This is a genomic window from Tardiphaga sp. 813_E8_N1_3, assembly GCF_051811025.1.
In the GTDB taxonomy this organism is placed as follows: Bacteria; Pseudomonadota; Alphaproteobacteria; order Rhizobiales; family Xanthobacteraceae; genus Tardiphaga.
Window position 1 is genome coordinate 4298057 of the sequence record NZ_JBPWQE010000001.1, and the last position, 21056, is coordinate 4319112.

Genomic DNA, 21056 nt, shown 5'->3' on the forward strand with positions numbered 1-21056 from the left:
AATGACGGTTAATTACTGGATGATTTCGAGCAGGCCAGCGGAGCCCATGCCGCCGCCGACGCACATGGTGACGACGGCATACTTCGCCTTGCGGCGACGGCCTTCGATCAGTGCGTGACCGGCGAGACGTGCGCCCGACATGCCATAGGGATGGCCGACCGATATCGCGCCACCATTGACATTGAGCTTCTCGGGATCGATGCCGAGCTTGTCGCGGCAATACAGAACCTGCACGGCGAAGGCTTCATTGAGCTCCCAGAGATCGATGTCCTCGATCTTGAGGCCGTGACGCTTCAGGAGGCGCGGCACGGCAAACACCGGACCGATGCCCATTTCGTCCGGCTCGCAGCCGGCGGAGACGAAGCCACGGAAGATGCCGAGCGGCTTGAGGCCCTTCTGCGCTGCAAGCTTGTCGCTCATGATCACGGTGGCGCTGGCGCCGTCCGAGAGCTGCGAGGCATTGCCGGCAGTGATAGTGAAGCCGTCGCCGCGCACAGCCTTCAGGCCGGCGAGACCTTCCGCGGTGGTTTCCGGACGCGGACCTTCATCCTTGGACAGCGTGATGTCCTTGAACGAGACTTCGCCGGTCGCCTTGTCGACGACGCCCATCTTGGTCGCGATCGGCGCCAGTTCGTCGTTGAACTTGCCGCCCTGCTGCGCGGCTGCAGTGCGGCGCTGGCTCTCCAGCGAATACTCGTCCTGGCGTTCGCGCGAGATGTTGTAGCGCTTGGCCACCGTCTCTGCGGTGTCGAGCATCGGCATATAGACGTCGCCCTTGATCTTCATCAGTTCGGGATCGACGGTGTGGAACTTGTTGGCGTGCTCGTTCTGCACCAGTGAGATCGACTCGCCGCCGCCGCCAACCGCGATCTCGACGCCGTCGAAGATCACCGAACGTGCGGCCAGCGCAATCGCCTGTAGGCCCGAGGCGCACTGGCGATCGATGGTGGTACCGCCAACCGTGACCGGCAGGCCGGCGCGGAGCAGCGCCTTGCGCGCGATATTGCCGCCGGTCGAGCCCTGCTGCAGGGCGGCGCCCATCACCACGTCTTCGACTTCCTTGGGATCGATGCCGGCGCGCTTCACAGCGTGCTCGATGGCGTGACCGAGCAAGGTTGCGCCTTCGGTGGCGTTAAGGGCGCCGCGATAGGCCTTGCCGATCGGCGTACGGGCGGTGGAAACGATAACGGCTTCGGTCATGGGCGAGATCCTCCGGAGGCAGTTTGTTGTTGACTGATGATGGGCGTGGGTTGCAGACCACGCAAGGCGTGGCGCGAGAGTTTTCCGACCGCGGTGCGCGGCAAATCGTCGACGAATTCGACCATCGCCGGCAGTTCATGCTTGCCGAGCTTGCCGGCGAGAAATGCGCGCAGCTCGTCGATGGTAAACGGTGGTGCGCCATTGCGCAGCTTGATGAAGGCCTTGGCCGCTTCACCGCGATATTGATCGACGACGCCGATCACGATCACTTCCTGTACGGAGGGGTGTTCGTAAATCGCCTGCTCGATCATCTGCGGATAGACGTTGAAGCCGCCGGAGATGATCATGTCCTTCTTGCGATCGACCAGATAGAAGAATCCATCTTCATCCATGTAGCCGATATCGCCGGTGAGGAAGCGATCGCCGACGAATGACTCGGCACTCTCCTGCGCGCGGTTCCAATAGCCTTTGGTGACGTTCGGCCCCTTGATGCGGATTTCGCCGGTTTCGTTGACGGCGAGCACCCTGGTCGGGTCATCGAGTGACACCACGTCAATTTCGATCCCCGGCAGCATCAGACCGACCGAGCCCGGCTTGTCGAGGCCGCCGGGCGGATGGCTGGTACCGGGCGAGCAGGTTTCGGTCATGCCCCAGCCGCTCTTCAGCGACAGGCCGGTCTTGCGTTCGAACAGACGTGCCACCTCGTCCGGCAGCGGTGCGCCGCCGGAGGCCGCCGACACCAGCGACGACAGATCGCGCATTTCCAGCGACGGATCGGCGGCGATGGCGATCCACATGGTGGGCACGCCGGGAAATACGGTGGCTTTCTTCTTCTCAATATCGTCGAGCACGCGGCTGACGTCGAAGCGCTGATGCAGCGAGATGGTGTCCCCGAGGCTGATGCGGCTCAGCAGGATCACGGTCAGCGCATAGATATGAAACAGCGGCAGCACGCAGATGACGCGCTCGATCCGATTGCGCGCGGCTCGCGCCGGCGCACCCCACATATTATAGATCGAGACCGCCGAGGTGAGATTGCCGTGGCTGAGCATCGCGCCTTTCGGCAAGCCGGTGGTGCCGCCGGTATATTGCAGCAGCGCGACGTCATCCGGCGAAATCGCCGGCCACTGCGCCGGCGGTATTACGCCCGCCGTGAAATTGCGGAAAGTGACAATGACGGGATTTTCCGGCAGCGGCAGCTGCGGATTGTTCACCGCGCCCCAGTCGTCGTCCTCGCAGACGATCAGTCTGTCGAGCAGGCCCTTGTCGAGAAATTTCAGCGCCATCGGCAGCAGCGCGGCGAGGTTGCTCGTCACCAGCACGCGCGTGCCGGAATCCTTGAGCTTGTGCGACAGCGCGATCTCGCCATCGAGCGGCGACAGATGCACGAGCCGTGCGCCGGCCTTGAGCCCGCCGAAGAAGTGGACCGGGTGATCCGGCGTATTACCAAGGAAGATGCCGATGGAGGAGCCTTTGCCGTAGCCGGCGCGCATCAGCGCGGCGGCTATAACATCGACGCGTGCCTGTAGGTCGTTGAATGAGATCGGCTGATCTCGAAATTCAATGGCCGTGCGATCGCCGAATTTTTGCACCGACTCCGCCAGCAACCCGGGCAGACTGCCGCGCGCGATCGGCGCGTCCCAGGTGACGCCCGGTGGGTAGTGCTGCTCGCCGGGATGAGTCATGGGCAATGCACCTAATGCTTCTTCGACACGAGCGCTGCGCTCTCGTTCCCTCCCCCCTTGCGGGGGAGGGACAGGGAGGGGGGTGAGCCACAAGCGACGTCGCCTGGGGACCCCCACCTCCGGCTCCTCCCCGCCTGGCGCAGCTTCGCTGCGCTTGGGGGGAGGAGTGCAGGCAGAGCCCGCATCATCACTTTCAGCCCTTCGCCAGCGACGCGAAGGTCTTGCCTTCATCCGCAAGCTTCTTCAGCAGCGCGGCCGGCTCCAGCGACGGATCGTTGGTCTGCTTGGCGTAGAACTGCAGGCGTTCGACGATCTGCTTGAGGCCGACCTGATCGGCATAGAACATCGGGCCGCCGCGATAGATCGGCCAGCCATAGCCATAAAGCCAGATCACATCGATATCGCTCGGACGCGAAGCGACCTTCTCCTCGAGGATGCGGGCACCCTCGTTGATCATCGGATACATCATGCGTTCCAGGATTTCCTGATCGCTGACGGCGCGACGAGTCAGGCCAAGGCTTCTGCAGGTGTCGTCGATGAGCTTCTCGACTTCCGGATCCGGGATCGGCGCGCGGGAGCCGGCTTCATACTTGTAGTAGCCCTTGCCGGTCTTCTGGCCAAAGCGCCCGGCTTCGCAGAGCGCGTCGGCGATCGGCGAGGTAATGCCGCGATCCTTGCGCGAGCGCCAGCCGATATCGAGGCCGGCGAGATCGCCCATGGCGAACGGGCCCATCGGCATGCCGAACTTGGTGACGACGGCATCGACCTGCTGCGGCAGCGCGCCTTCGAACAGCAGCTTCTCGGACTGCTTGGAGCGGGCGGCCAGCATGCGGTTACCGACGAAGCCGTCGGACACGCCGACCACGGCCGGGACCTTGGCGATCTTGCGGGCAACGGCGACGGCGGTGACGAGTGCGTCCGGCGCGGTCTTGTCGGCGCGGACGATTTCGCACAGCTTCATGACATTGGCCGGCGAGAAGAAGTGCATGCCCAGCACGTCCTGCGGACGCTTGGTCACGGTCGCGATCTCGTCGATGTTGAGATAGGACGTGTTGCTGGCGAGAATGGCGCCCGGCTTGGCGTATTTATCCAGCGCGGTGAACACTTCCTTCTTGATGGCCATGGTTTCGAACACGGCTTCGATCACCAGATCGACATCCTTGACGTTCTCAAGACCGACGACGCCGTTGATCAGCGCCATGCGCTTGGCCGGTGCATCGGCAGGAATGCCGCCACGGGCTGCTGTGGCTTCATAGTTCTTCTGCATGATGCCGAGGCCGCGCTTGAGCTGCTCCTCGCCGGTCTCGATCAACGTCACGGGAATACCGGCATTGGCGAAGGACATCGCGATGCCGCCGCCCATGGTGCCGGCGCCGATGATGGCGACGCGCTCGACCGGACGCGGCTTAACGCCTTCCGGCACGTTCTGGACCTTGGCGGCTTCGCGCTCGGAGAAGAAGGCATAACGCTGCGCCTTCGACTGGTCGTCGGCGACCAGCTTGAGGAACATCTCACGCTCCTTCTTGAGCGCCTCGTCGAACGGCACGTCGAGCGTCCAGCTCACGGCTTCAGCGCAAGCCAGCGGCGCGTTCATGCCACGGTTCTTCTTGTTGGCGGCTGCAGCGGCATTGGTGAAGATGGTGCGATCAGCGCGGGCGGCGGCAAGCTTGGAATCGTCATTGCGCAGCAGGCGCAGTGGACGCTTCTCGGCAATGACCTTGCGCGCGAAAGCCTCGGCGCCTGACGCCGGACCTTCGACGATCTCTTCGATCAGACCGTTCTTCAAAGCTTCGGATGCGCCGATCGGATCACCGGTGACGACCATCTTGACACCGAGCTCAGGACCCACCGCGCGCGGCAAGCGTTGCGTACCGCCAGCACCAGGCAGCAGGCCGAGCTTCACCTCGGGCAGGCCGAGCTTGGCGTCTTTTGTCGCCACGCGGAAATGACAACCGAGCGTGAGCTCGAGGCCGCCGCCGAGCGCGGTGCCGTGGATCGCGGCGATCACCGGTTTGGAACAATTCTCGATTTCCGCAATGACTTCGCCCAATCCGGGCGACTGCGGCGGCTTGCCGAATTCGGTGATGTCGGCGCCGGCAACGAAAGTACGGCCTGCGCATGCGATGACGATCGCCTTCACGGCAGGATCGGCAGCGGCCGTTTTGACGTTCTCAAAAATGCCGCGGCGAACCGCCGCACTCAGCGCATTTACAGGGGGAGAGTTGATCGTGACGATGGCGACTTCATCATGACGTTCAAGCTTTACGACATCGCTCACGGCATTCTCCTTGGCTACGTTTACCGGTCTGATTTTCTTAGTTTCGCACTGCGAAATTTAATTCCACATCTTGACACGGAGGGTTATTTTGAAGAGCGTCCCTTGTCAACGAGGGCCGTGGTGCAATCGTATGAAACTGACAAAACCAAATTTTGGGAAGCATGAAACGTCCTGCGAAGAATGTGGCGACAGATCGCAATTTCGTCGTCGCGCTGGCTCGCGGCCTGGATGTCTTGCGTGCATTTCGCCCCAATGACGGACTTCTCGGCAATCAGGAGATTGCTGCCCGCACCAAACTGCCAAAGCCAACCATCTCGCGATTGACTTATACACTCACGAAGTTGGGCTACCTTACACCTGTGCCGCGCTTCGAGAAGTATCAGCTCGCACCAGCAGCTATGGCCTTGGGGTATGCTGCACTTGCGAACTTGGGCGTCAGGCATCTCTCGGAATCGTTTCGCGACGAATTGATGCGGCAGACCGGCGGTGCCTGCGCAGTAGGCGCGCGCGATCGGTTGAGCATGATCTATTTCGGACAGAGCAGATCGAGTCTCACCGTCGGCGTTCAACTCGACGTCGGATCGCGCATTCCCATTGCAACCACGGCGATGGGCCGCGCCTATTTCTGGGCGCTGCCGCCGGAAGAACGTGCCCAATTATTGCGCGAATTCCGCGAGCACTACGGACATCGCTGGTCAAAAATGCGCGACGGCCTCGAACGCGCAGGCGAAATGGTCGCGCGCCACGGCTTCGTCATCTCGGCTGGCGAGTGGCAGGACGATGTGCACGCTGCCGGTGTTGCAATGACATTGAATGACGGCACCGGTCCTTATGCCTTTAATTGCGGCGCGCCCGCGTTTCGTTTCACGGAAGAGCGCTTGCTCAACGATATTGGACCTCGGCTTTTGACGATGGTAAGGAATATCGAAGCGGCGCTCGGGGGAGCAGCCGCACCACAATCCAAAAAACTCGACAGCAAAAAAATCAAATCAGGAGGGAAAGTTGCACGCATTGTTGAAGGGCTCTGACAACCTTCATCGTCGTGACCTGCGCAAAATTTCGCCGCAGCAGACGATCGAGGGTCGCCGCAAATGACGCAGGCACAACTCGCAGAGCGCGCGCCCGTTACATCGGTGGCGCCGCTGCTTTCGGTTCGCGACGTCAGCGTCGTGTTCGGCGGCATCATCGCGTTGAACGGCGTCTCGTTCGACATGCAGAAGGGTCATATCCTCGGCCTCATCGGACCGAACGGCGCAGGCAAGACCACGCTGTTCAATTGCCTCAGCCGGCTCTATCAGCCGAGCAAGGGCGACATCCTGATGGAAGGCCAGACGATCCTGAATCGCCCGGCACACAAGATTTCCGAAATCGGCATCGGCCGCACCTTCCAGAACGTCGCGCTGTTCCCGAACCTGACCGTGCGTGACAACGTCCGCGTCGGCAAACATGCGCGCACCAATAGCGACATCGTCAGCGACTCCCTGAAGCTGCCATGGGTGCGATCAGGCGAAGCTGCGATCAACAAGGACGTCAACGACATCCTTGATTATCTCGATCTGCACAGCGTCGCTGATACAATTGTCAGCGGATTGCCGTTCGGCACGCAGAAGCGCGTCGAACTCGCGCGTGCGCTCGCCGCCGAACCGAAGATCCTGCTGCTCGACGAGCCTGCAGGCGGCCTCAACCATGAAGAAGTCTACATCCTCGGCGACCTGATCCGCCGCATCCGCGACGATCGCGGCGTGACAGTTCTGCTGGTCGAACATCACATGGGTCTCGTGATGTCGATCGCCGACCACGTGGTCGCGCTGAATTTCGGCAAGAAGCTCGCTGAAGGCACACCCGCCGCCGTCCAGAAAGACCCTGCTGTGATCAAGGCCTATCTGGGAGACAAAGACTCATGACCGCGATGCTTCACGTAAAAGACCTGCGTGCGTATTACGGCCAGGTCCAGGCGCTGCACGGCCTAGAATTCGAATTGCAGGAAGGCAGCCTCACTACCCTGCTCGGCGCCAACGGTGCCGGCAAGACCACCACGCTACGCTCGATCTGCAACATGATCCGCTCCACGGGCTCGATCGAGTTCGAGGGCAAGAAGCTCGACAACAAGTCGACCGAAAGCATCGTGCGGCTGGGCATCGCCCATGTGCCGCAGGGCCGCGGCACATTCACCACCATGACGGTGGAGGAGAACCTGCAACTCGGCGCGATCAGCCGCAAGGACACCAAAGTGATCTCGTCAGACATCGAGCGGATGTATGACCACTTCCCGGTGCTCAAGCAGCGCCACACCCAGCAGGCCGGCACGTTGTCCGGCGGTGAACAGCAGATGCTCGCGGTCGCCCGCGCACTGATGCTGCGTCCTCGCCTGATGCTGCTGGACGAGCCGTCCTTCGGCCTTGCGCCGCTGATCGTGCGGGATCTGTTCAAGATCCTTGGCAAGATCAACCGCGAGGACAAGGTCTCCATCCTGGTCGTCGAACAGAACGCACAGCTCGCGCTCGAACTCGCCGACAAGGCCTATGTCATCGAAACAGGACGCATCGTGATGTCCGGCACTGCCGACGAGATCGCGAACAATGAAGACGTCCGTAAATCGTATCTGGGATATTGAGGGGGCGGCCATGGAACTCTTTACCAACCAAGTCCTGGCTGGCATCGCCACCGGCGCGATCTACGCCTGTATGGCGCTCGCGGTCGTGATGATCTACCAGGCGATCGACCACCTGAACTTCGCCCAGGGCGAAATGGCGATGTTTTCGACCTTCATCGCCTGGCAGCTGATGCAGTGGGGCATTCCCTATTGGGGCGCCTTCGCGCTGACGCTGATCTTTTCCTTTGTCGGCGGCATCGTCATCGAACGGGCTTTGTTCCAGCCACTCGCCAAGGCACCCGTGCTGACCCACGTCGCGGGTTTCATCGCGCTGTTCGCCATCATCAACAGCGTTGCGGGCCTGACCTGGGACTTCACCATCAAACAGTTCCCGTCGCCGTTCGGCTCGTCGCCGTTCCTCGGCAGCCAGCTGATCTCGACGCATCAGGCCGGCATGATCGGCGTGACGCTGATCCTGTTGGTCCTGCTGTTCATCTTCTTCCGCTACACCCGCGTCGGTCTCGCCATGCGTGCGGCTGCCACCTTGCCTGAATCGGCACGGCTGGTCGGCATCAACACGTCGTGGATGATCGCACTCGGCTGGGGCATGGCTGCCGCGATCGGTTCGATCGCCGGCATGCTGATCGCTCCGGTGGTGTTTCTTGAGCCCAACATGATGGGCGGCGTCCTGATCTACGGATTTGCCGCAGCCGTCGTCGGCGGTCTGACGAGCCCGCTCGGCGCCGTCATTGGCGGGTTCCTTGTCGGCGTCTTCGAGAACCTCGTCGGCACCTATATCCCGGGTGTCGGTAACGAGCTGAAGCTGCCCATCGCACTGGCGCTGATCATCACCGTGCTGGTCGTCAAGCCCAATGGCCTGTTCGGCCGCACCATCGTGAAGCGAGTTTGATCATGAGCACCGTTCAAGACGTCTCCGCAGCTCCCGTGGTCGCCGCCGTTCCCAAGAAGGCAATGGCGCTCGGTCCACTGGCATCGCTGATCATCCTGGCGCTGCTCATCGTCACTCCGTTGTTCGTGAAGAACTTCATCATCTTCCAGATGACGATGTGGCTGATCTACGCCATCGCGGTTCTCGCACTGAACATCCTGACCGGCGCCAGCGGCCAGTTCTCGCTCGGCCAGAGCGCGTTCTACGCCCTCGGCGCCTATACGTCGGCAATCCTGATGGAACATGTCGGCGTCAACTACGCACTGACGCTCCCTGTGGCCGGTCTGGTCTGCTTCATCGCCGGCTTCCTGTTCGGCCTGCCCGCACTGCGGCTGTCCGGCATCTATCTCGCGCTGGCGACCTTCGCCCTCGCCGTGGCAATGCCGCAATTGCTGAAGCTCGGCGTGTTCGAACACTGGACCGGCGGCGTGCAGGGCCTCGTCGTCACCAAGCCCGACGCACCGGAAATCCTGGCTTCGCTGGGTCTGAAGGTATCGCAGGACATGTGGCTGTACTTCTTCACCCTCGCGGTCATGATCGTGATCTACATCTTTTCCGTCAACCTGCTGAAGTCGCGGTCGGGCCGGGCCATGATGGCGATCCGTGACAACGAAATCGCCGCCTCGGCGATGGGCGTGGACGTCTCGCTCTACAAGACGCTGGCCTTCGGTGTCTCGGCCGGCATCACTGGCGTTGCCGGCGGTCTCGGCGCCATCGCCGTGCAGTTCGTGGCACCGGATGGTTACACCATCCAGCTCGCCATTGCGCTGTTTCTCGGCATGGTGGTCGGCGGCGTCGGCTGGCTTCCCGGCTCGCTCGCCGGCGCGGCCTTCATCGTCTTCGTTCCGAATATTGCGGAACACATTTCGAAGGGTCTGTCTGGCGCCGTGTTCGGCGTCATCCTGATCATCATCATATTCCTGCTCCCTAACGGGGCCAGGCAACTCGCCTATGGGGCACAAAGCCTGATCGGCAAACTACGTAAACACTGAGGACCTATGAACTGCAGAAACTTTCTGCGCACCGCCGCGCTTTCGAGCGCGGCGTTTGCGTTTCTCACCTTCTCAACTTCCGCGAATGCCCAGAAGAAGTACGACACCGGGGCGAGCGATACCGAGATCAAGATCGGCAACATCATTCCCTACAGCGGACCCGCATCCGCGTACGGCATCATCGGGAAGATGGAAGAAGCCTACTTCAAGATGATCAACGATCAGGGCGGCATCAACGGCCGCAAGATCTCGTTCGTCAGCTATGACGATGCCTACAGCCCGGCCAAGGCCGTTGAACAGACCCGCAAGCTCGTCGAATCCGACGAAGTACTGTTCGTATTCGGTCCGCTCGGCACACCGTCGAACACCGCGATCATGAAGTATCTGAACGCCAAGAAGATCCCGCAGCTGTTCGTCGCCACCGGCGCGACCAAGTTCGGCGAGTACAAGACTGCGCCATGGACGATGGGCTGGCAGCCGGCCTATCAGAGCGAAGGCCGCATCTTCGCGCAATACGCCATCACCGAGAAGCCAAACGGCAAGATCGCCGTGTTCTATCAGAACGACGACCTCGGCAAGGACATGCTGAAGGGCTTCAAGGATGGCCTCGGCGACAAGGCCTCGATGATCGTGGCCGAAGACAGCTACGAAGTGTCGGAGCCAACTATCGACAGCCACATCGTCAAGCTGAAGGCCTCGGGCGCAGACATCTTCATCTCGATCTCGACGCCGAAGTTCGCCGCACAGGCGATCAAGAAGGTGGCCGAGATCGGCTGGAAGCCGATGTTCTTCCAGAGCAATGTCGGCTCCTCGGTCGGCGCTGTGATGCGTCCCGCCGGGATCGAGAACTCCCAGGGCGTGTTGTCGCTGGCTTACGCCAAGGACGCGCTCGACCCGCAGTGGGACAATGACGAAGGCATGAAGAAGTATCTGGACTTCCTGACCAAATACGCTCCCTTCGCCAACAAGGCCGAAAGCTCGGCACTCTATGGCTATGGTCAGGCACAGACCGTGGTGCAGGTTCTCAAGCAGGCCGGCGACGACCTGACCCGCGCCAACATCATGAAGCAGGCCGCCAGCCTGAAGGACTTCACGACCGACACACTGCTGCCGGGCGTCAAGATCAACACCTCGGCGACCGATTTCTATCCGATCGAGCAGCTGCGCATGATGCGCTTCACCGGCGAGAAGTGGGACGTGTTCGGCCCGCCGATCGACAGCAAGCTCGGCGGTTAAAATCAAATCGATTCTCCGCAGGGCGACGCCTCTTTTTCGCACTGCGGAGAATGGTACCTAACCGCCGCATTTCCGAACGGTGGAACATTAAAACTGCTTAATAAAACAGCCCCTTACGACGAAAGTCGTGAGGGGCTTTTTCTTGCTAGTTGCAGCGGAAAAGTATTCAATCCGACGCGCCGCAGCATTCAATAAAAGCAAGAATACGCGCGGTTTTATCCAAATGATCAGGGAGATCAGAAATGCCTTCGTTCAGCTCGCGTGCAATGACGTTCACGGTTGCCGCAGCCCTCAGTGCGGCCCTTGGCGGTACTGCCTTCGCCCAGAAAAAATACGACACCGGCGCCAGCGATACCGAAATCAAGATCGGCAACATCATGCCCTATAGTGGGCCCGCCTCCGCCTATGGCGTGATCGGCAAGATGGAAGAAGCCTATTTCAAGATGATCAATGATCAGGGCGGCATCAACGGCCGCAAGATCAATTACATCACCTATGACGACGGCTACTCCCCGCCGAAGGCTGTGGAGCAGGCGCGCAAGCTCGTCGAGTCGGACGAAGTACTGTTCATCGCCAGCTCGCTCGGAACCCCGTCGAACTCCGCCATTCAGAAATACATGAATGCGAAGAAAGTCCCGCAACTGTTCGTGGCCACCGGCGCGACCAAGTTCGGCGACTACAAGGACTTCCCCTGGACCATGGGCTGGCAGCCTGCCTATCAGAGCGAGTCCAGGATCTATGCGTCCTATCTGCTGAGGGAAAAGCCCGACGCCAAGATCGCGGTCATGTATCAGAACGACGACTTCGGTAAGGACATGCTGAAGGGTCTGAAGGATGGTCTCGGCGCCAAGGCGGCATCGATGATCGTCGCCGAGGAAAGCTATGAAGTGTCGGAGCCGACCATCGAGTCCCACATCGTCAAGCTGAAGTCGACCAATGCCGACACTTTTGTCAGCTTCACGACGCCGAAATTCGCTGCGCAGGCGATCAAGAAAGTGGCGGAGCTCAGCTGGAAACCAACCTTCATCCAGAGCAATGTCGGCTCTTCGGTCGGCGGCGTGATGAAGCCGGCGGGTTACGAGATCGCCCAGGGCATCCTGTCGGCGAACTACGCCAAGGACGGCGCCGATTCCAGCTGGGACAATGACGAGGGCATGAAGAAATTCTACGCTTTCCTCGCCAAATATGCGCCCACCATGGACAGGAGCGACGGCTCGGTCGTCTATGGCTATGGCCAGGCGCAGACTATCGTTCAGGTGCTCAAGCAGGCCGGTGACAACCTGACCCGCGCGAACATCATGAAGGAAGCAGCCAACCTCAAGGAATTCGCGCCCGACACATTGCTGCCCGGCGTGACGATCTCGACTTCGGCCACCGACTTCTACCCGATCGAGCAGTTGCAGATGCAGCGCTTCAAGGGCGAGAAGTGGGAGCTGTTCGGCCCGATCATCGCGGGCAAGATCGACGGCTGATTTTCTGATCTCTCCCCGCCGGTCGAAGCCAAGCTTCGCCAGGCGGGGAAAGATCGCGATCAGTAATAATCCCGGAACGCATCCGCGAGACTGTCGGGCTGCCAGTCGATCTGGTCCGACGCGATCGGATCGTCCGAGAGCAGCGCACTCGCCTGCGTCTTGTAGTCCGGCGCCACGTAATCCGCCTGCGGCAGGCCACGGCGCACGATATCCTGATAGTTGAGATAATTGTCGCGATTGCCGACGAAGGTGCACATGCATTTGGCGGGATCGGCATAGAGATAGCGCGGACCCTTCGGCGTATTGTGCACGACGAAGCGATAGGCCGGCAATTTGCTTAAGGCCATCTTCCCTGCGGCATCGTTGGCGAAGCGCGCCTTGAAGCCGGCGGACTCCATGTCGAAGCCGACCTTCTGCAGCACCGGTACGCTCGGCAGTTCGCGCGCCACCAGCAGCGTGACATCGAGCACCGCCATGGCGGCAAGCGCAATACCGCGCGGGTGCGAAGTGGAAAACGTCATCATCGTCACTGCACGCATGTCGCGGAACCCCGGCTATGAGCGCGCATCGCCGCGCTCTGTTGCGCTCGACAATACCGGCCCGCACGAGCGGTGTCACGGCAGCGCCGCCGCAGGAAGCAAGGCCGGTTAACGAATTCATCACGCCACCTCGCTGGCGACGAGCGCCTCCAGGATGCGCCAATACATCTCGTCCAGCATCGCTTGCTGCTGCTCTGCATTCAGAACGCGCCGTCGTTGAAACAGCAGACAGATCGGCCGACTGCCAGTGCAATGGTGCGCACGACGACAGGCCTTGATGAAGCAAGTGCGATGCGTGCGCAGGATGTTCGCATTGCCGCGCTCGATCTCCTCGATGCAGGCGGCGACAATCATGTCCGACAACCGCTTGGCCGCCAGTTCGTTCTTGTCCCTGGCGCGCTGCGCGAGACACCAAGCGTCATGTTGCGAGATGATCATGTGAACTCCCGTTGTGACGATGATGATTGGATATGGGTGACTTGGGTGACGGTCACGCGCCGTCCTTGCCCGCGCCTCAAGCGCGTGAGTGGCAGTCCCGGTGGTCTCCCTCAAGAATGAGGGAGATGAAGCGCCGAAAGGCGCGACTTGGGTACAGTGCCGCAGCATAGTGTCCGGATCGCCGGACAGCAGAGGCCGCGGAAACGCCTTTCGACGCTCCATCGTGGCGATTTCTGTCCCCGGGACCGTTCTTCCGGGCAAAGGCGCAGACCTCCGCAGTCCGCTTATCCCGACGGTTTCCCGCCGTTCGCCAGTGCCACGTCCAGCCAGCATGAGTGGCAGACCCCCGTAGTGGGGCCGGACGGTGACCCAAGGCCTCCCGAGTGCGTGAGGGAACGTCTCCCTCCCGCCCGCAGGCGCCACATCCCGCCCCGCGCTAACAAGCGTCCCTGGCAACGCCCCTCAAAGTGGGACGGGATGCAATAGAATATAATCCATATCAAAATGGCGTCAAGGATTATTTTCAGGAATCTTCGGAGGCACCCGCCAGACTTCAGCGACATATTCAATGTGGCAGCCGGCGCGGCATCCGGGTCGCTCCACACCGTTGGTCTGAGAGATCAAGCGCGTACTTCGAAGATCATATTGAAAGGCGTCTCAGTCGCGCGGCGGAAGCGCTTGAATCCTGCCTCAGTCGCGACCTGACGCAATTTGCTTTCACCTGCCTGGGCACCGAGCCCCAAGCCCACCTCCTGTGAGAGCGACGCAGGTGTACAAATGAATGTCGAGGCGTGATAGAAAATGGACCCGATCGGGTTGAGATTATCCTTGAGATTGTCATGAGAAAATGGCTCGACGATCATCCACGACCCGTCTTTGGCCAGTGTTTCCTTGACATGCTTGCCCGCACCAACGGGGTCGCCCATGTCATGCAGGCAATCGAAGAAAGCGACGAGATCGTAGTCTTTTGCCGGAAAATCCTTGGCACTGGCCTGCGCGAATTCAATTCGGTCTCCGACCCCCGCTTCCTGGGCCAGGACCTTCGCGCGATCGATCGAAGGTTTGTGGTAATCAAACCCGAAGAACCTGGATTTGGGGTACGCCTGCGCCATCACGATGGTAGAGGCGCCGTGGCCGCATCCGACATCGGCCACCTTGGCGCCAGCTTTCAGTTTGGCTTCGACACCTTCGAGCGTCGGAATCCAGTTCGAAACCAGATTGGCATTGTAGCCCGGCCTGAAGAAGCGTTCGGTGCCCGAGAAAAGGCACTTCGAATGCTCATGCCAACCAACGCCCTTCCCTGTTCGAAATGCTTCGGCGACCTTGGGTTCGTCGAGATAGGTGGACTGTACGACATCGAATGCACCGGCGAAGAAAGCTGGCGACCCCTCCTCGGCGAACGCCATCGCTTGTTCGGCCGAGAGCGAGAACGCGTTCTTTTCAGGGTGATAATCGATGTAACCAGAGGCGGCTTGGCCGGAGAGCCACTCGCGGACATAACGCTCATGCAGGCCGGTCTTCTTGGCAAGCTGCGACGGCGTGAAGATATCTCCGTCCGCCATTGCCTTGTAGAGGCCGAGACGATCGCCGAGCAGTATACTGGCACCGCCAAGTGAAATACCGAGGTCGTTGACCAGCTTTCCTACGAGTGCGTTCAGCTTTTCAGGATTTGGTTCACGCATTGCAGCATCCTCCACTCCGTGAAGAACAGCCCTCGTTCTAGTTAAGCACGACTGGCGAATTACAAGTGGGAGCCGAGCGCCACTCGATGTCAGATTCAGGATTATGCGGGATTGTCCGCTCCTGGCGCAAAGCGGACCTCTGCGCGGCGTCGTTGTGAACGTGTTATGTCATCCCGTCGACGCCGTACGGAACCGAGTTCTTCGGCGTTGGCGCACGCTGCCAACAAACTAAGGTTCCGGACGGTGGGCGCGTCGCTCCAGAATTTAAGCTGAGCTGTCGGCGTCGTCGCCATGTAGCCCTCATGTGGACTGCGCTTTCAGACTGTCGTCAACTCGAGTTGCAAACTCTTGAAATAGTTAGTGTCGTGACGAAAAGATCAAGCGGTTGACTATCAGTTGGCGGCGAGGCGCCTGATGTTCATCGCACGGACGAGCAATGTGACCGTCAAACTTCATCTTAATTTGTCTCGCAATGTCCGCTGCTGGCGCAATACCCGCGTTCCCTCTAGGGCGTGGACTCAAAAGCGCGCAGCCAAATCCGAATGGCTGCGAGCTTTATGAAGGCGAGGTAATTTGCGGCGAGTTTGTTATATCGGGTGGCGACGCGCCGGCATTGCTTTATCCTATTGAAGGAACGCTCCACCAAATTGCGTGCCCGATACAGATATGGGCTAAAACAGATTGGGTCTCTGCGATTTCGCTTCAGAGGAATGTTAGCCCACGCACCTCGGTCACCGGCGAATGCCCTAATCCAGTCTGCATCGTACCCTCGATCAGCCAACAACATCGCGCCTGATTTTAGATCAGACAGCAGCTCGGTGACGAGCCGGTTGTCGTGGGCCTCACCGGTCAGTTCAAGGCGAACCGGCATTCCGTTGCTATCGACGCAAGCGTGTATTTTGGTCGTCAGCCCACCTCTTGACCTGCCCATCAGCCTTGTTTCGGCCCCTCCCGCGCAGCCGCCGTGCTGATGTATGCGGACAATGGAGGTGTCGATCATCTGGACAGAGCCATCATGGGTTTCCGCGAGGGCCTCCATGATCGAGTCCCAGATTCCAGCCATCCGCCAACGAACAAACCGCGGCTTGTTCGGAAGGAACGGCCTGATGGCAGTCCACTCAAAGTCCGTGAGTTCATATCTCATGATTCGAGGCCCCGGTTCGGAAGCTTGAATCATGTCTATCTGAGTGTTTCGCAACACCGACCGGCAGGTCCGAGATGGGTCGGATAGCGGACATGCTGCCGACATGTCAAAAGCGACGCGAATGCCCCCGGGCCGACATGCTTGCCACCCCCGATACTCGCCCGCATGAACCAAACCGCAGGACCGGGCCACTAATGCACAGCGGTTTGGCCGGTTTTCATTGCCATAGCTTTCGGCTGGGGCACGGTTCGGACGTCACCTTGGCGGATTGGAATCGTCAATGCCCCTTCTCGATTTGCTCTACCTCGTTGTCGTCGCGCCGCTATTGCCGCTGCTGGCCGGCGCCGGCCTGTTCATGTTGACCCGTTCCCACTTGATCGCGGCAGGCCTGTCCGCCCTCGGCTTCGGCGCCTGGGGAGCCTTGTACTTCTCTCGTTTGTCATTGAACGGCCCTTTGTCGGGCGCGCTCTACGGAATAGGAATCGACGGCGTCGCCAGCGGGTTAGTGGCGTTGGCCGGCAGTGGCTATGTGCGCCTGATCGGAGCGGAGGCGCGACGCCTCGGCACGCAGCGCACGGCAATCGTGCACGCCGTCGGCATCGCCTTCGCAGCGACGGCATTTGTTCTGCTCTTCGTGACGCATGGCTCAGACCAGGTCGGGATCGCGCTCTATCTCTTCATGCTCGCGTGGTCGCTCGGGGCCGCGGCTGCAACCGGCAGCTTCGGCGGTGTCGTCGCCACGATGGCGTTGGTGATGGTCGCCATGGTGCATGGCATCTGGGGCGCCGCAATCGCCAGTGGTGTCCGCGATGCCGGCCAAGCCTATATCGCGATCTTCATCGTGCCGCCGTTGCTGGTGCCTGTTCTCGCGATCGCCGCCTTTGGCAGGTGGCTCGGCGGCGCCCTCCGAGTGCGCGGAAGCCACAGTCGACCAGGATAGGTGGGCCGCGCGGATTAATGTCGCCTGTTGGCACAAAAGGGACCTGAGGCGATGTAGAGCTTGAGTCTGCAATGTGCCGAATAGCGGAAACGGGTTGAGCTTGCTTGCGAACCTCAATTTATGAGTACACGCTCTAGACTTGCTTCTGCGAAGTTTTGAAATTGCCGCTCAATTTTCACCAATGTTCGGGGGAGATCATCCTTGGCCGAAAGTGAGATTGCGAATATTCGCGCAGTACTGTTGTCAAAGCCCCGCCCGGTCGGGTGGGAGCAGCGCCGGCAGCGACTTGATGAAGTCGGGTCGATCTGGCCGGTGGCCGACGATATCGAGTTGCGGACTGTCGATTGCGGCAATGTCGCGGGGGAATGGTCCTTCTCACCGGGGGCAGATACGACGCGCGTGCTTCTGTATTTTCATGGCGGCGGGTTTTGTTCGGGATCAATCCTCAGTCATCGACGCCTCGTGACAGAGGCGGGGCGGGCTGCTGGCATAAGCACCCTGGCAATTGACTATCGGCTCGCGCCGGAAAATCCGTTTCCTGCCGCTCACGACGACGCGATGAGCGCTTGGCGATATCTGCGCCAGCAGGGCATAGACGCCGGCAATATAGTAGTTGGCGGTGACAGCGCTGGCGGCAATCTCACAATTGCCCTGATAAATGCCTTGCGCAGCGCCAATGAAGAGTCGCCGGCATGCGCTTGGCTTATTTCGCCCTGGACTGATCTTTCAATGTCCGGGACGACGCTACAAGGCAAGGATCAGATCGATCCGATCATCCACCGTGGCTACCTCGAGGAACTGGCTGACGCCTTTGCTCCGGCATCGCTCGACCGCAGGAGCCCGTTTCTGTCTCCGCTGTTCTCGAACCTCATCGGATTTCCACCAACACTCATTCAGGTCGGGTCAGCCGAAACTTTGCTCGCAGACGCAACACGTTTCGCGGAGGCTGCCGCGATAGCCGACGTCGCGACGACGTTGGAGGTATGGCCCGACATGATCCATGCATGGCCTTTGTGGAATGGCGGTCTTACAGACGCAAGGTTGGCGCTCAGGTCAGCTGGACAATTCATCAAGCATCAATTGTCTGATCTGGTTCCGTAGGGGCTGCGCAAGGATTGCGCCCCAGTCGTCTGCGTTCGTAAATATCGGGGTACGATAACGACCGGCAGCAAAGCCGTCCGCCTTTGGTGCAAAGCGGTCGATCGATCATATTGACATCGCGTTGCGGACGAGATCGCGTCCCGCCGAATTCGTCTGAAATGACCCGAAGCTGACATCGTCGCTATCGAGAGGAGGCGTTACGGGCGGCCGGTGGCAGCAATTGCAGCGCCAAGACGGTCGAGGATCGCAGCTACTATCCGCGCCGCCGGGCGCTAACACTGATAGATCACCCTGTGGGGGAAGCCCACCCCTGGACACTAACATCCGCCAGAGCCTTGAATATCGCCGGCGTGCGTTCCAGGCGAGCGATCGTTCGCGCGCCTTCGACGGCAGCTACCAATGCCGCTGCGGTAGAATATGCGCGCGCGGATGTGAAACCGCACCCCCTAAAATGCTCCGCAACTATCTCGGTTGAATCAACAAATCCGCGCGCTACCCGTTTGGTCAGATCAGCGTCGAGTGCGGGAAGCTCATTCGCCAGATTTTGCATGAGGCATCCGTACTGGAAATCGGAGGCGACCATTTCGGCGGCGAACGTGCCGAAAATCTGATGAACAAAATTCTGAGCATCGCCCTCCGTATTCGCCGAGATCTTCCGCAATACGGCGATTCTGCTCGCAACGTAATGATCGATTGCTTCTTCGGCGAGCTGTGCCTTGCCGCGCGGAAAGTGAAAGTAGAACGATCCTTTAGGCGAGCCGCTTTCTTGAATGATCTGGTTCAATCCGGTCGCAGTGTAGCCTTGGATGCGAAACAGTCGCTCGGCAGTGGCAATCGCGCGATCGCGCGCGTCGGTCTTACGGGGCATCCGTCAGCATACCACGCCTCGCTTGACACATCTATGGTGATCGCCATACTATGGCGATCACCATAGTAAATGTGCCCGGCTGTATCCCCATATCAAATCACGATCCAGAAGTTGCACGCGGGGCACATGCAACTCTCCCAGATTGCTGCGCAGGAAATACTCAAATGAGTTCGAGGAACTTCGATTTCGGCAACTGTTCTAGCGAACGGGATCACTGAGATGGCCTCCAGAACCTGCTCAATAATGCTTTTAGGAGCCGCCATGTTCACTGCGATGTCCACTCACGTTGCTTCCGCGGAAAATACAGACGATGCCGTCTGGCACAATAAAATCCCGGCCTCGTTGAGCGAGCCTGCCGTTGATATCGATAAGGATCCGAACCTTCTGCACAAGTATGCAGACAATGCGGGAACGAAAATCCACTACGTCACAATGGGATCCAATCAAAAACCGCTGATGGTGTTCGTGCACGGATTTCCGGACTTTTGGTATTCTTGGCGAAATCAGATCCAGGCATTTTCAGCAAGTTATCAGGTGGTCGCTCTTGATCTGCGCGGGTACGATTTGAGCGATCGGCCGGAAGGCGTCGAGAACTACAAGTTTCCGGTTCTCCTTGATGACATCCGCACCGTAATCAACGCAGAGAGAAACGGCCGCAAGGTCATCCTGATCGGGCACGACTGGGGCGCCGCTTTGTCATGGCTATTCACCGGGCAACATCCAGATCTGGTCGAAAGACTTGTCGTCCTCAGCGTTCCTCATCCTGGCGCCATCACCAAGGAATTGCTCCCCTGGAATCATCCTGTTGCGCAGACGAAGGCCAGCGCTTACGCCACACGGTTCTTCGCTCGAGGCAAGGGCGACAATCTGACTGCGGAAGATTTGGCATACTGGGTTGTAAATCCAGAGGTTAAGCATCGTTATATTGAGGCTTTCGCAAAATCGTCCGTCTTGTCCATAATGGCTTATTACAAAGCCAACTACAGTCTCTCTCAGTTTGCGCTCAACCTCTTCGATCCGACCATGAAGAAAATCTACGGTGCCGTTATCAAATGCCCAGTCTTGCATGTGCACGGAATCGAGGAGAGCCATGCTTTGTTGAGCACTCTTGATCTTGAAAAGTCATGGATGGAAAATCCCGATAATCTCACGGTCAAAATCGTGCCTGGAGTTGGCCACTTCATTCAGCACGAAGTACCGGACTATCTTAATGAGACGATTTCCTCCTGGTTAAAAGATTGAGGACATTAAGCCCGGCATCGCGGTGGTGGATGGTCGATGGCCGCTCCCGGCGCAAAGCTGACACTCAACCTCCAGGATGTTTGCCGCAAATATCCGAAGGCTGGCTCCCGACCTGAGCTCCTCGGCGAGATGTCGCTTAACAGGTGCCTGGGCCCTAGCCCTTCGCAGCGGGTGTCGGTGGCACCGGCAGAATGATTTCAGAAGCGACCTTCCAGTCCTTCCCGACGCGAAGCCAATTGATGATCATCAGAAACGGCCTTGCTGTCCCATCCTGTCCCGCATATGAGACCGTGATGTTCATCGGCACATAGGACTCTGCTACGTCGCGCGTTAGGCCGACAATCTTGAGCTTCGCATAATCTGGCTCAAGCACGACCGGACCGGAGCTACCGATGTCATGCAGCTTTTGATCGATAGCTTCGTTGCCCCAAAAGCCGGCCCAGTTCCCCTCGGATGGGATCGCGCTCTTCGCCACCAACAGGGTCGAGGGCGATTGCCAAAACATCTCATGCAAAGCCTTGAAATCGTGTTGGTTGGCCAATTCCATCAGTCTGCCGAACTGCGATTTAATAGTGTTAAGGGTCGTGGCATCCAGCGGCTCAGCACTGACGGCGGGAGCAGCGGTGACAGCCATTGTCGAAAGAGCCGTCGCGATGAGGAGGGCAAGATGTTTCTTGTACATGTCGGAATGCTCTTC

Annotated in this window: 19 protein-coding genes; 10 read left to right on the plus strand and 9 right to left on the minus strand. The window is 59.6% G+C overall.

What is annotated here, in order from left to right; all coding sequences use genetic code 11:
- Window positions 1-12: 12 nt before the first annotated feature.
- The 3 genes from AB8A33_RS20335 to AB8A33_RS20345 form a co-directional block, all read right to left on the minus strand.
- Window positions 13-1200: an acetyl-CoA C-acyltransferase gene (locus AB8A33_RS20335; RefSeq protein WP_439094377.1), complete on the minus strand. Its 1188-nt coding sequence runs from the start codon at window positions 1198-1200 to the stop codon at window positions 13-15.
- Window positions 1197-2885: a dicarboxylate--CoA ligase PimA gene (pimA, locus tag AB8A33_RS20340; RefSeq protein WP_439094379.1), complete on the minus strand. Its 1689-nt coding sequence runs from the start codon at window positions 2883-2885 to the stop codon at window positions 1197-1199. Before pimA ends, AB8A33_RS20335 begins: the two co-directional genes overlap by 4 nt.
- Window positions 2886-3078: 193 nt before the next feature.
- Complete coding sequence (locus AB8A33_RS20345; RefSeq protein WP_439094380.1) at window positions 3079-5163, minus strand: 3-hydroxyacyl-CoA dehydrogenase NAD-binding domain-containing protein; 2085 nt, start codon at window positions 5161-5163, stop codon at window positions 3079-3081.
- 161 nt (window positions 5164-5324) lie between these two features.
- On the opposite strand from AB8A33_RS20345, the gene AB8A33_RS20350 reads away from it, so the two are divergent.
- The 7 genes from AB8A33_RS20350 (at window position 5325) to AB8A33_RS20380 (ending at window position 12405) form a co-directional block, all read left to right on the plus strand.
- A complete protein-coding gene (locus AB8A33_RS20350) occupies window positions 5325-6191 on the plus strand; it encodes an IclR family transcriptional regulator (RefSeq protein WP_439094381.1) in 867 nt (288 codons plus the stop codon).
- Between the two features lie 63 nt (window positions 6192-6254).
- A complete protein-coding gene (locus tag AB8A33_RS20355) occupies window positions 6255-7067 on the plus strand; it encodes an ABC transporter ATP-binding protein (RefSeq protein ID WP_439094383.1) in 813 nt (270 codons plus the stop codon).
- Window positions 7064-7777: an ABC transporter ATP-binding protein gene (locus tag AB8A33_RS20360; protein ID WP_439094385.1), complete on the plus strand. Its 714-nt coding sequence runs from the start codon at window positions 7064-7066 to the stop codon at window positions 7775-7777. Before AB8A33_RS20355 ends, AB8A33_RS20360 begins: the two co-directional genes overlap by 4 nt.
- Window positions 7778-7787: 10 nt before the next feature.
- Window positions 7788-8666 (plus strand): branched-chain amino acid ABC transporter permease, encoded by an 879-nt coding sequence (locus tag AB8A33_RS20365; protein ID WP_439094386.1) that lies wholly within the window; start codon window positions 7788-7790, stop codon window positions 8664-8666.
- A 2-nt stretch (window positions 8667-8668) separates the two neighbouring features.
- Window positions 8669-9697 carry a branched-chain amino acid ABC transporter permease gene (locus AB8A33_RS20370; protein WP_439094387.1) on the plus strand — a complete coding sequence of 343 codons (1029 nt, stop codon included), beginning with the start codon at window positions 8669-8671 and terminating at the stop codon, window positions 9695-9697.
- A gap of 6 nt (window positions 9698-9703) precedes the next feature.
- Window positions 9704-10933: an ABC transporter substrate-binding protein gene (locus tag AB8A33_RS20375; RefSeq protein ID WP_439094389.1), complete on the plus strand. Its 1230-nt coding sequence runs from the start codon at window positions 9704-9706 to the stop codon at window positions 10931-10933.
- Between the two features lie 266 nt (window positions 10934-11199).
- On the plus strand, window positions 11200-12405 hold the full coding sequence (locus tag AB8A33_RS20380; RefSeq protein ID WP_439095993.1) for an ABC transporter substrate-binding protein: 1206 nt from the start codon (window positions 11200-11202) through the stop codon (window positions 12403-12405).
- A gap of 59 nt (window positions 12406-12464) precedes the next feature.
- Here the strand turns inward: AB8A33_RS20380 and AB8A33_RS20385 are convergent, their stop codons facing one another.
- From AB8A33_RS20385 to AB8A33_RS20400, 4 genes are all read right to left on the minus strand, one after another.
- Window positions 12465-12926, minus strand: coding sequence for a hypothetical protein (locus AB8A33_RS20385; RefSeq protein WP_439094390.1), 462 nt, complete (start codon window positions 12924-12926; stop codon window positions 12465-12467).
- A gap of 138 nt (window positions 12927-13064) precedes the next feature.
- Window positions 13065-13382, minus strand: a complete 318-nt coding sequence (locus AB8A33_RS20390) for a hypothetical protein (protein WP_439094391.1) — start codon at window positions 13380-13382, stop codon at window positions 13065-13067.
- 620 nt (window positions 13383-14002) lie between these two features.
- The gene (locus AB8A33_RS20395; RefSeq protein ID WP_439094392.1) at window positions 14003-15064 is read right to left on the minus strand and encodes a class I SAM-dependent methyltransferase; all 1062 of its coding nucleotides are present in this window, start codon (window positions 15062-15064) and stop codon (window positions 14003-14005) included.
- Between the two features lie 505 nt (window positions 15065-15569).
- Window positions 15570-16208 carry an IS5 family transposase gene (locus tag AB8A33_RS20400; RefSeq protein WP_439094394.1) on the minus strand — a complete coding sequence of 213 codons (639 nt, stop codon included), beginning with the start codon at window positions 16206-16208 and terminating at the stop codon, window positions 15570-15572.
- Between the two features lie 280 nt (window positions 16209-16488).
- On the opposite strand from AB8A33_RS20400, the gene AB8A33_RS20405 reads away from it, so the two are divergent.
- The gene (locus AB8A33_RS20405; protein WP_439094395.1) at window positions 16489-17148 is read left to right on the plus strand and encodes a hypothetical protein; all 660 of its coding nucleotides are present in this window, start codon (window positions 16489-16491) and stop codon (window positions 17146-17148) included.
- Between the two features lie 201 nt (window positions 17149-17349).
- The gene (locus AB8A33_RS20410) at window positions 17350-18249 is read left to right on the plus strand and encodes an alpha/beta hydrolase (protein WP_439094397.1); all 900 of its coding nucleotides are present in this window, start codon (window positions 17350-17352) and stop codon (window positions 18247-18249) included.
- Window positions 18250-18535: 286 nt separating this feature from the next.
- Here the strand turns inward: AB8A33_RS20410 and AB8A33_RS20415 are convergent, their stop codons facing one another.
- Window positions 18536-19117: a TetR/AcrR family transcriptional regulator gene (locus AB8A33_RS20415; protein WP_439094399.1), complete on the minus strand. Its 582-nt coding sequence runs from the start codon at window positions 19115-19117 to the stop codon at window positions 18536-18538.
- Window positions 19118-19378: 261 nt separating this feature from the next.
- Between AB8A33_RS20415 and AB8A33_RS20420 the strand changes: the two genes are divergently transcribed.
- Window positions 19379-20359: an alpha/beta fold hydrolase gene (locus tag AB8A33_RS20420; RefSeq protein WP_439094401.1), complete on the plus strand. Its 981-nt coding sequence runs from the start codon at window positions 19379-19381 to the stop codon at window positions 20357-20359.
- Between the two features lie 154 nt (window positions 20360-20513).
- Here AB8A33_RS20420 and AB8A33_RS20425 read toward each other — a convergent pair whose 3' ends face one another.
- Window positions 20514-21041, minus strand: coding sequence for a hypothetical protein (locus AB8A33_RS20425; protein ID WP_439094403.1), 528 nt, complete (start codon window positions 21039-21041; stop codon window positions 20514-20516).
- Between the last annotated feature and the right edge of the window lie 15 nt (window positions 21042-21056).

Coding starts and splice junctions, on each gene's coding strand:
- AB8A33_RS20390 (WP_439094391.1), bottom strand. CDS start 13,382: ATGATCATCTCGCAACATGACGCTTGGTGTCTCGCGCAGCGCGCCAGG.
- AB8A33_RS20350 (WP_439094381.1), top strand. CDS start 5,325: ATGAAACGTCCTGCGAAGAATGTGGCGACAGATCGCAATTTCGTCGTC.
- AB8A33_RS20400 (WP_439094394.1), bottom strand. CDS start 16,208: ATGAGATATGAACTCACGGACTTTGAGTGGACTGCCATCAGGCCGTTC.
- AB8A33_RS20405 (WP_439094395.1), top strand. CDS start 16,489: ATGCCCCTTCTCGATTTGCTCTACCTCGTTGTCGTCGCGCCGCTATTG.
- AB8A33_RS20380 (WP_439095993.1), top strand. CDS start 11,200: ATGACGTTCACGGTTGCCGCAGCCCTCAGTGCGGCCCTTGGCGGTACT.
- AB8A33_RS20395 (WP_439094392.1), bottom strand. CDS start 15,064: ATGCGTGAACCAAATCCTGAAAAGCTGAACGCACTCGTAGGAAAGCTG.
- AB8A33_RS20365 (WP_439094386.1), top strand. CDS start 7,788: ATGGAACTCTTTACCAACCAAGTCCTGGCTGGCATCGCCACCGGCGCG.
- AB8A33_RS20420 (WP_439094401.1), top strand. CDS start 19,379: ATGTTCACTGCGATGTCCACTCACGTTGCTTCCGCGGAAAATACAGAC.
- AB8A33_RS20355 (WP_439094383.1), top strand. CDS start 6,255: ATGACGCAGGCACAACTCGCAGAGCGCGCGCCCGTTACATCGGTGGCG.
- AB8A33_RS20415 (WP_439094399.1), bottom strand. CDS start 19,117: ATGCCCCGTAAGACCGACGCGCGCGATCGCGCGATTGCCACTGCCGAG.
- AB8A33_RS20335 (WP_439094377.1), bottom strand. CDS start 1,200: ATGACCGAAGCCGTTATCGTTTCCACCGCCCGTACGCCGATCGGCAAG.
- AB8A33_RS20375 (WP_439094389.1), top strand. CDS start 9,704: ATGAACTGCAGAAACTTTCTGCGCACCGCCGCGCTTTCGAGCGCGGCG.
- pimA (WP_439094379.1), bottom strand. CDS start 2,885: ATGACTCATCCCGGCGAGCAGCACTACCCACCGGGCGTCACCTGGGAC.
- AB8A33_RS20385 (WP_439094390.1), bottom strand. CDS start 12,926: ATGACGTTTTCCACTTCGCACCCGCGCGGTATTGCGCTTGCCGCCATG.
- AB8A33_RS20370 (WP_439094387.1), top strand. CDS start 8,669: ATGAGCACCGTTCAAGACGTCTCCGCAGCTCCCGTGGTCGCCGCCGTT.
- AB8A33_RS20360 (WP_439094385.1), top strand. CDS start 7,064: ATGACCGCGATGCTTCACGTAAAAGACCTGCGTGCGTATTACGGCCAG.
- AB8A33_RS20425 (WP_439094403.1), bottom strand. CDS start 21,041: ATGTACAAGAAACATCTTGCCCTCCTCATCGCGACGGCTCTTTCGACA.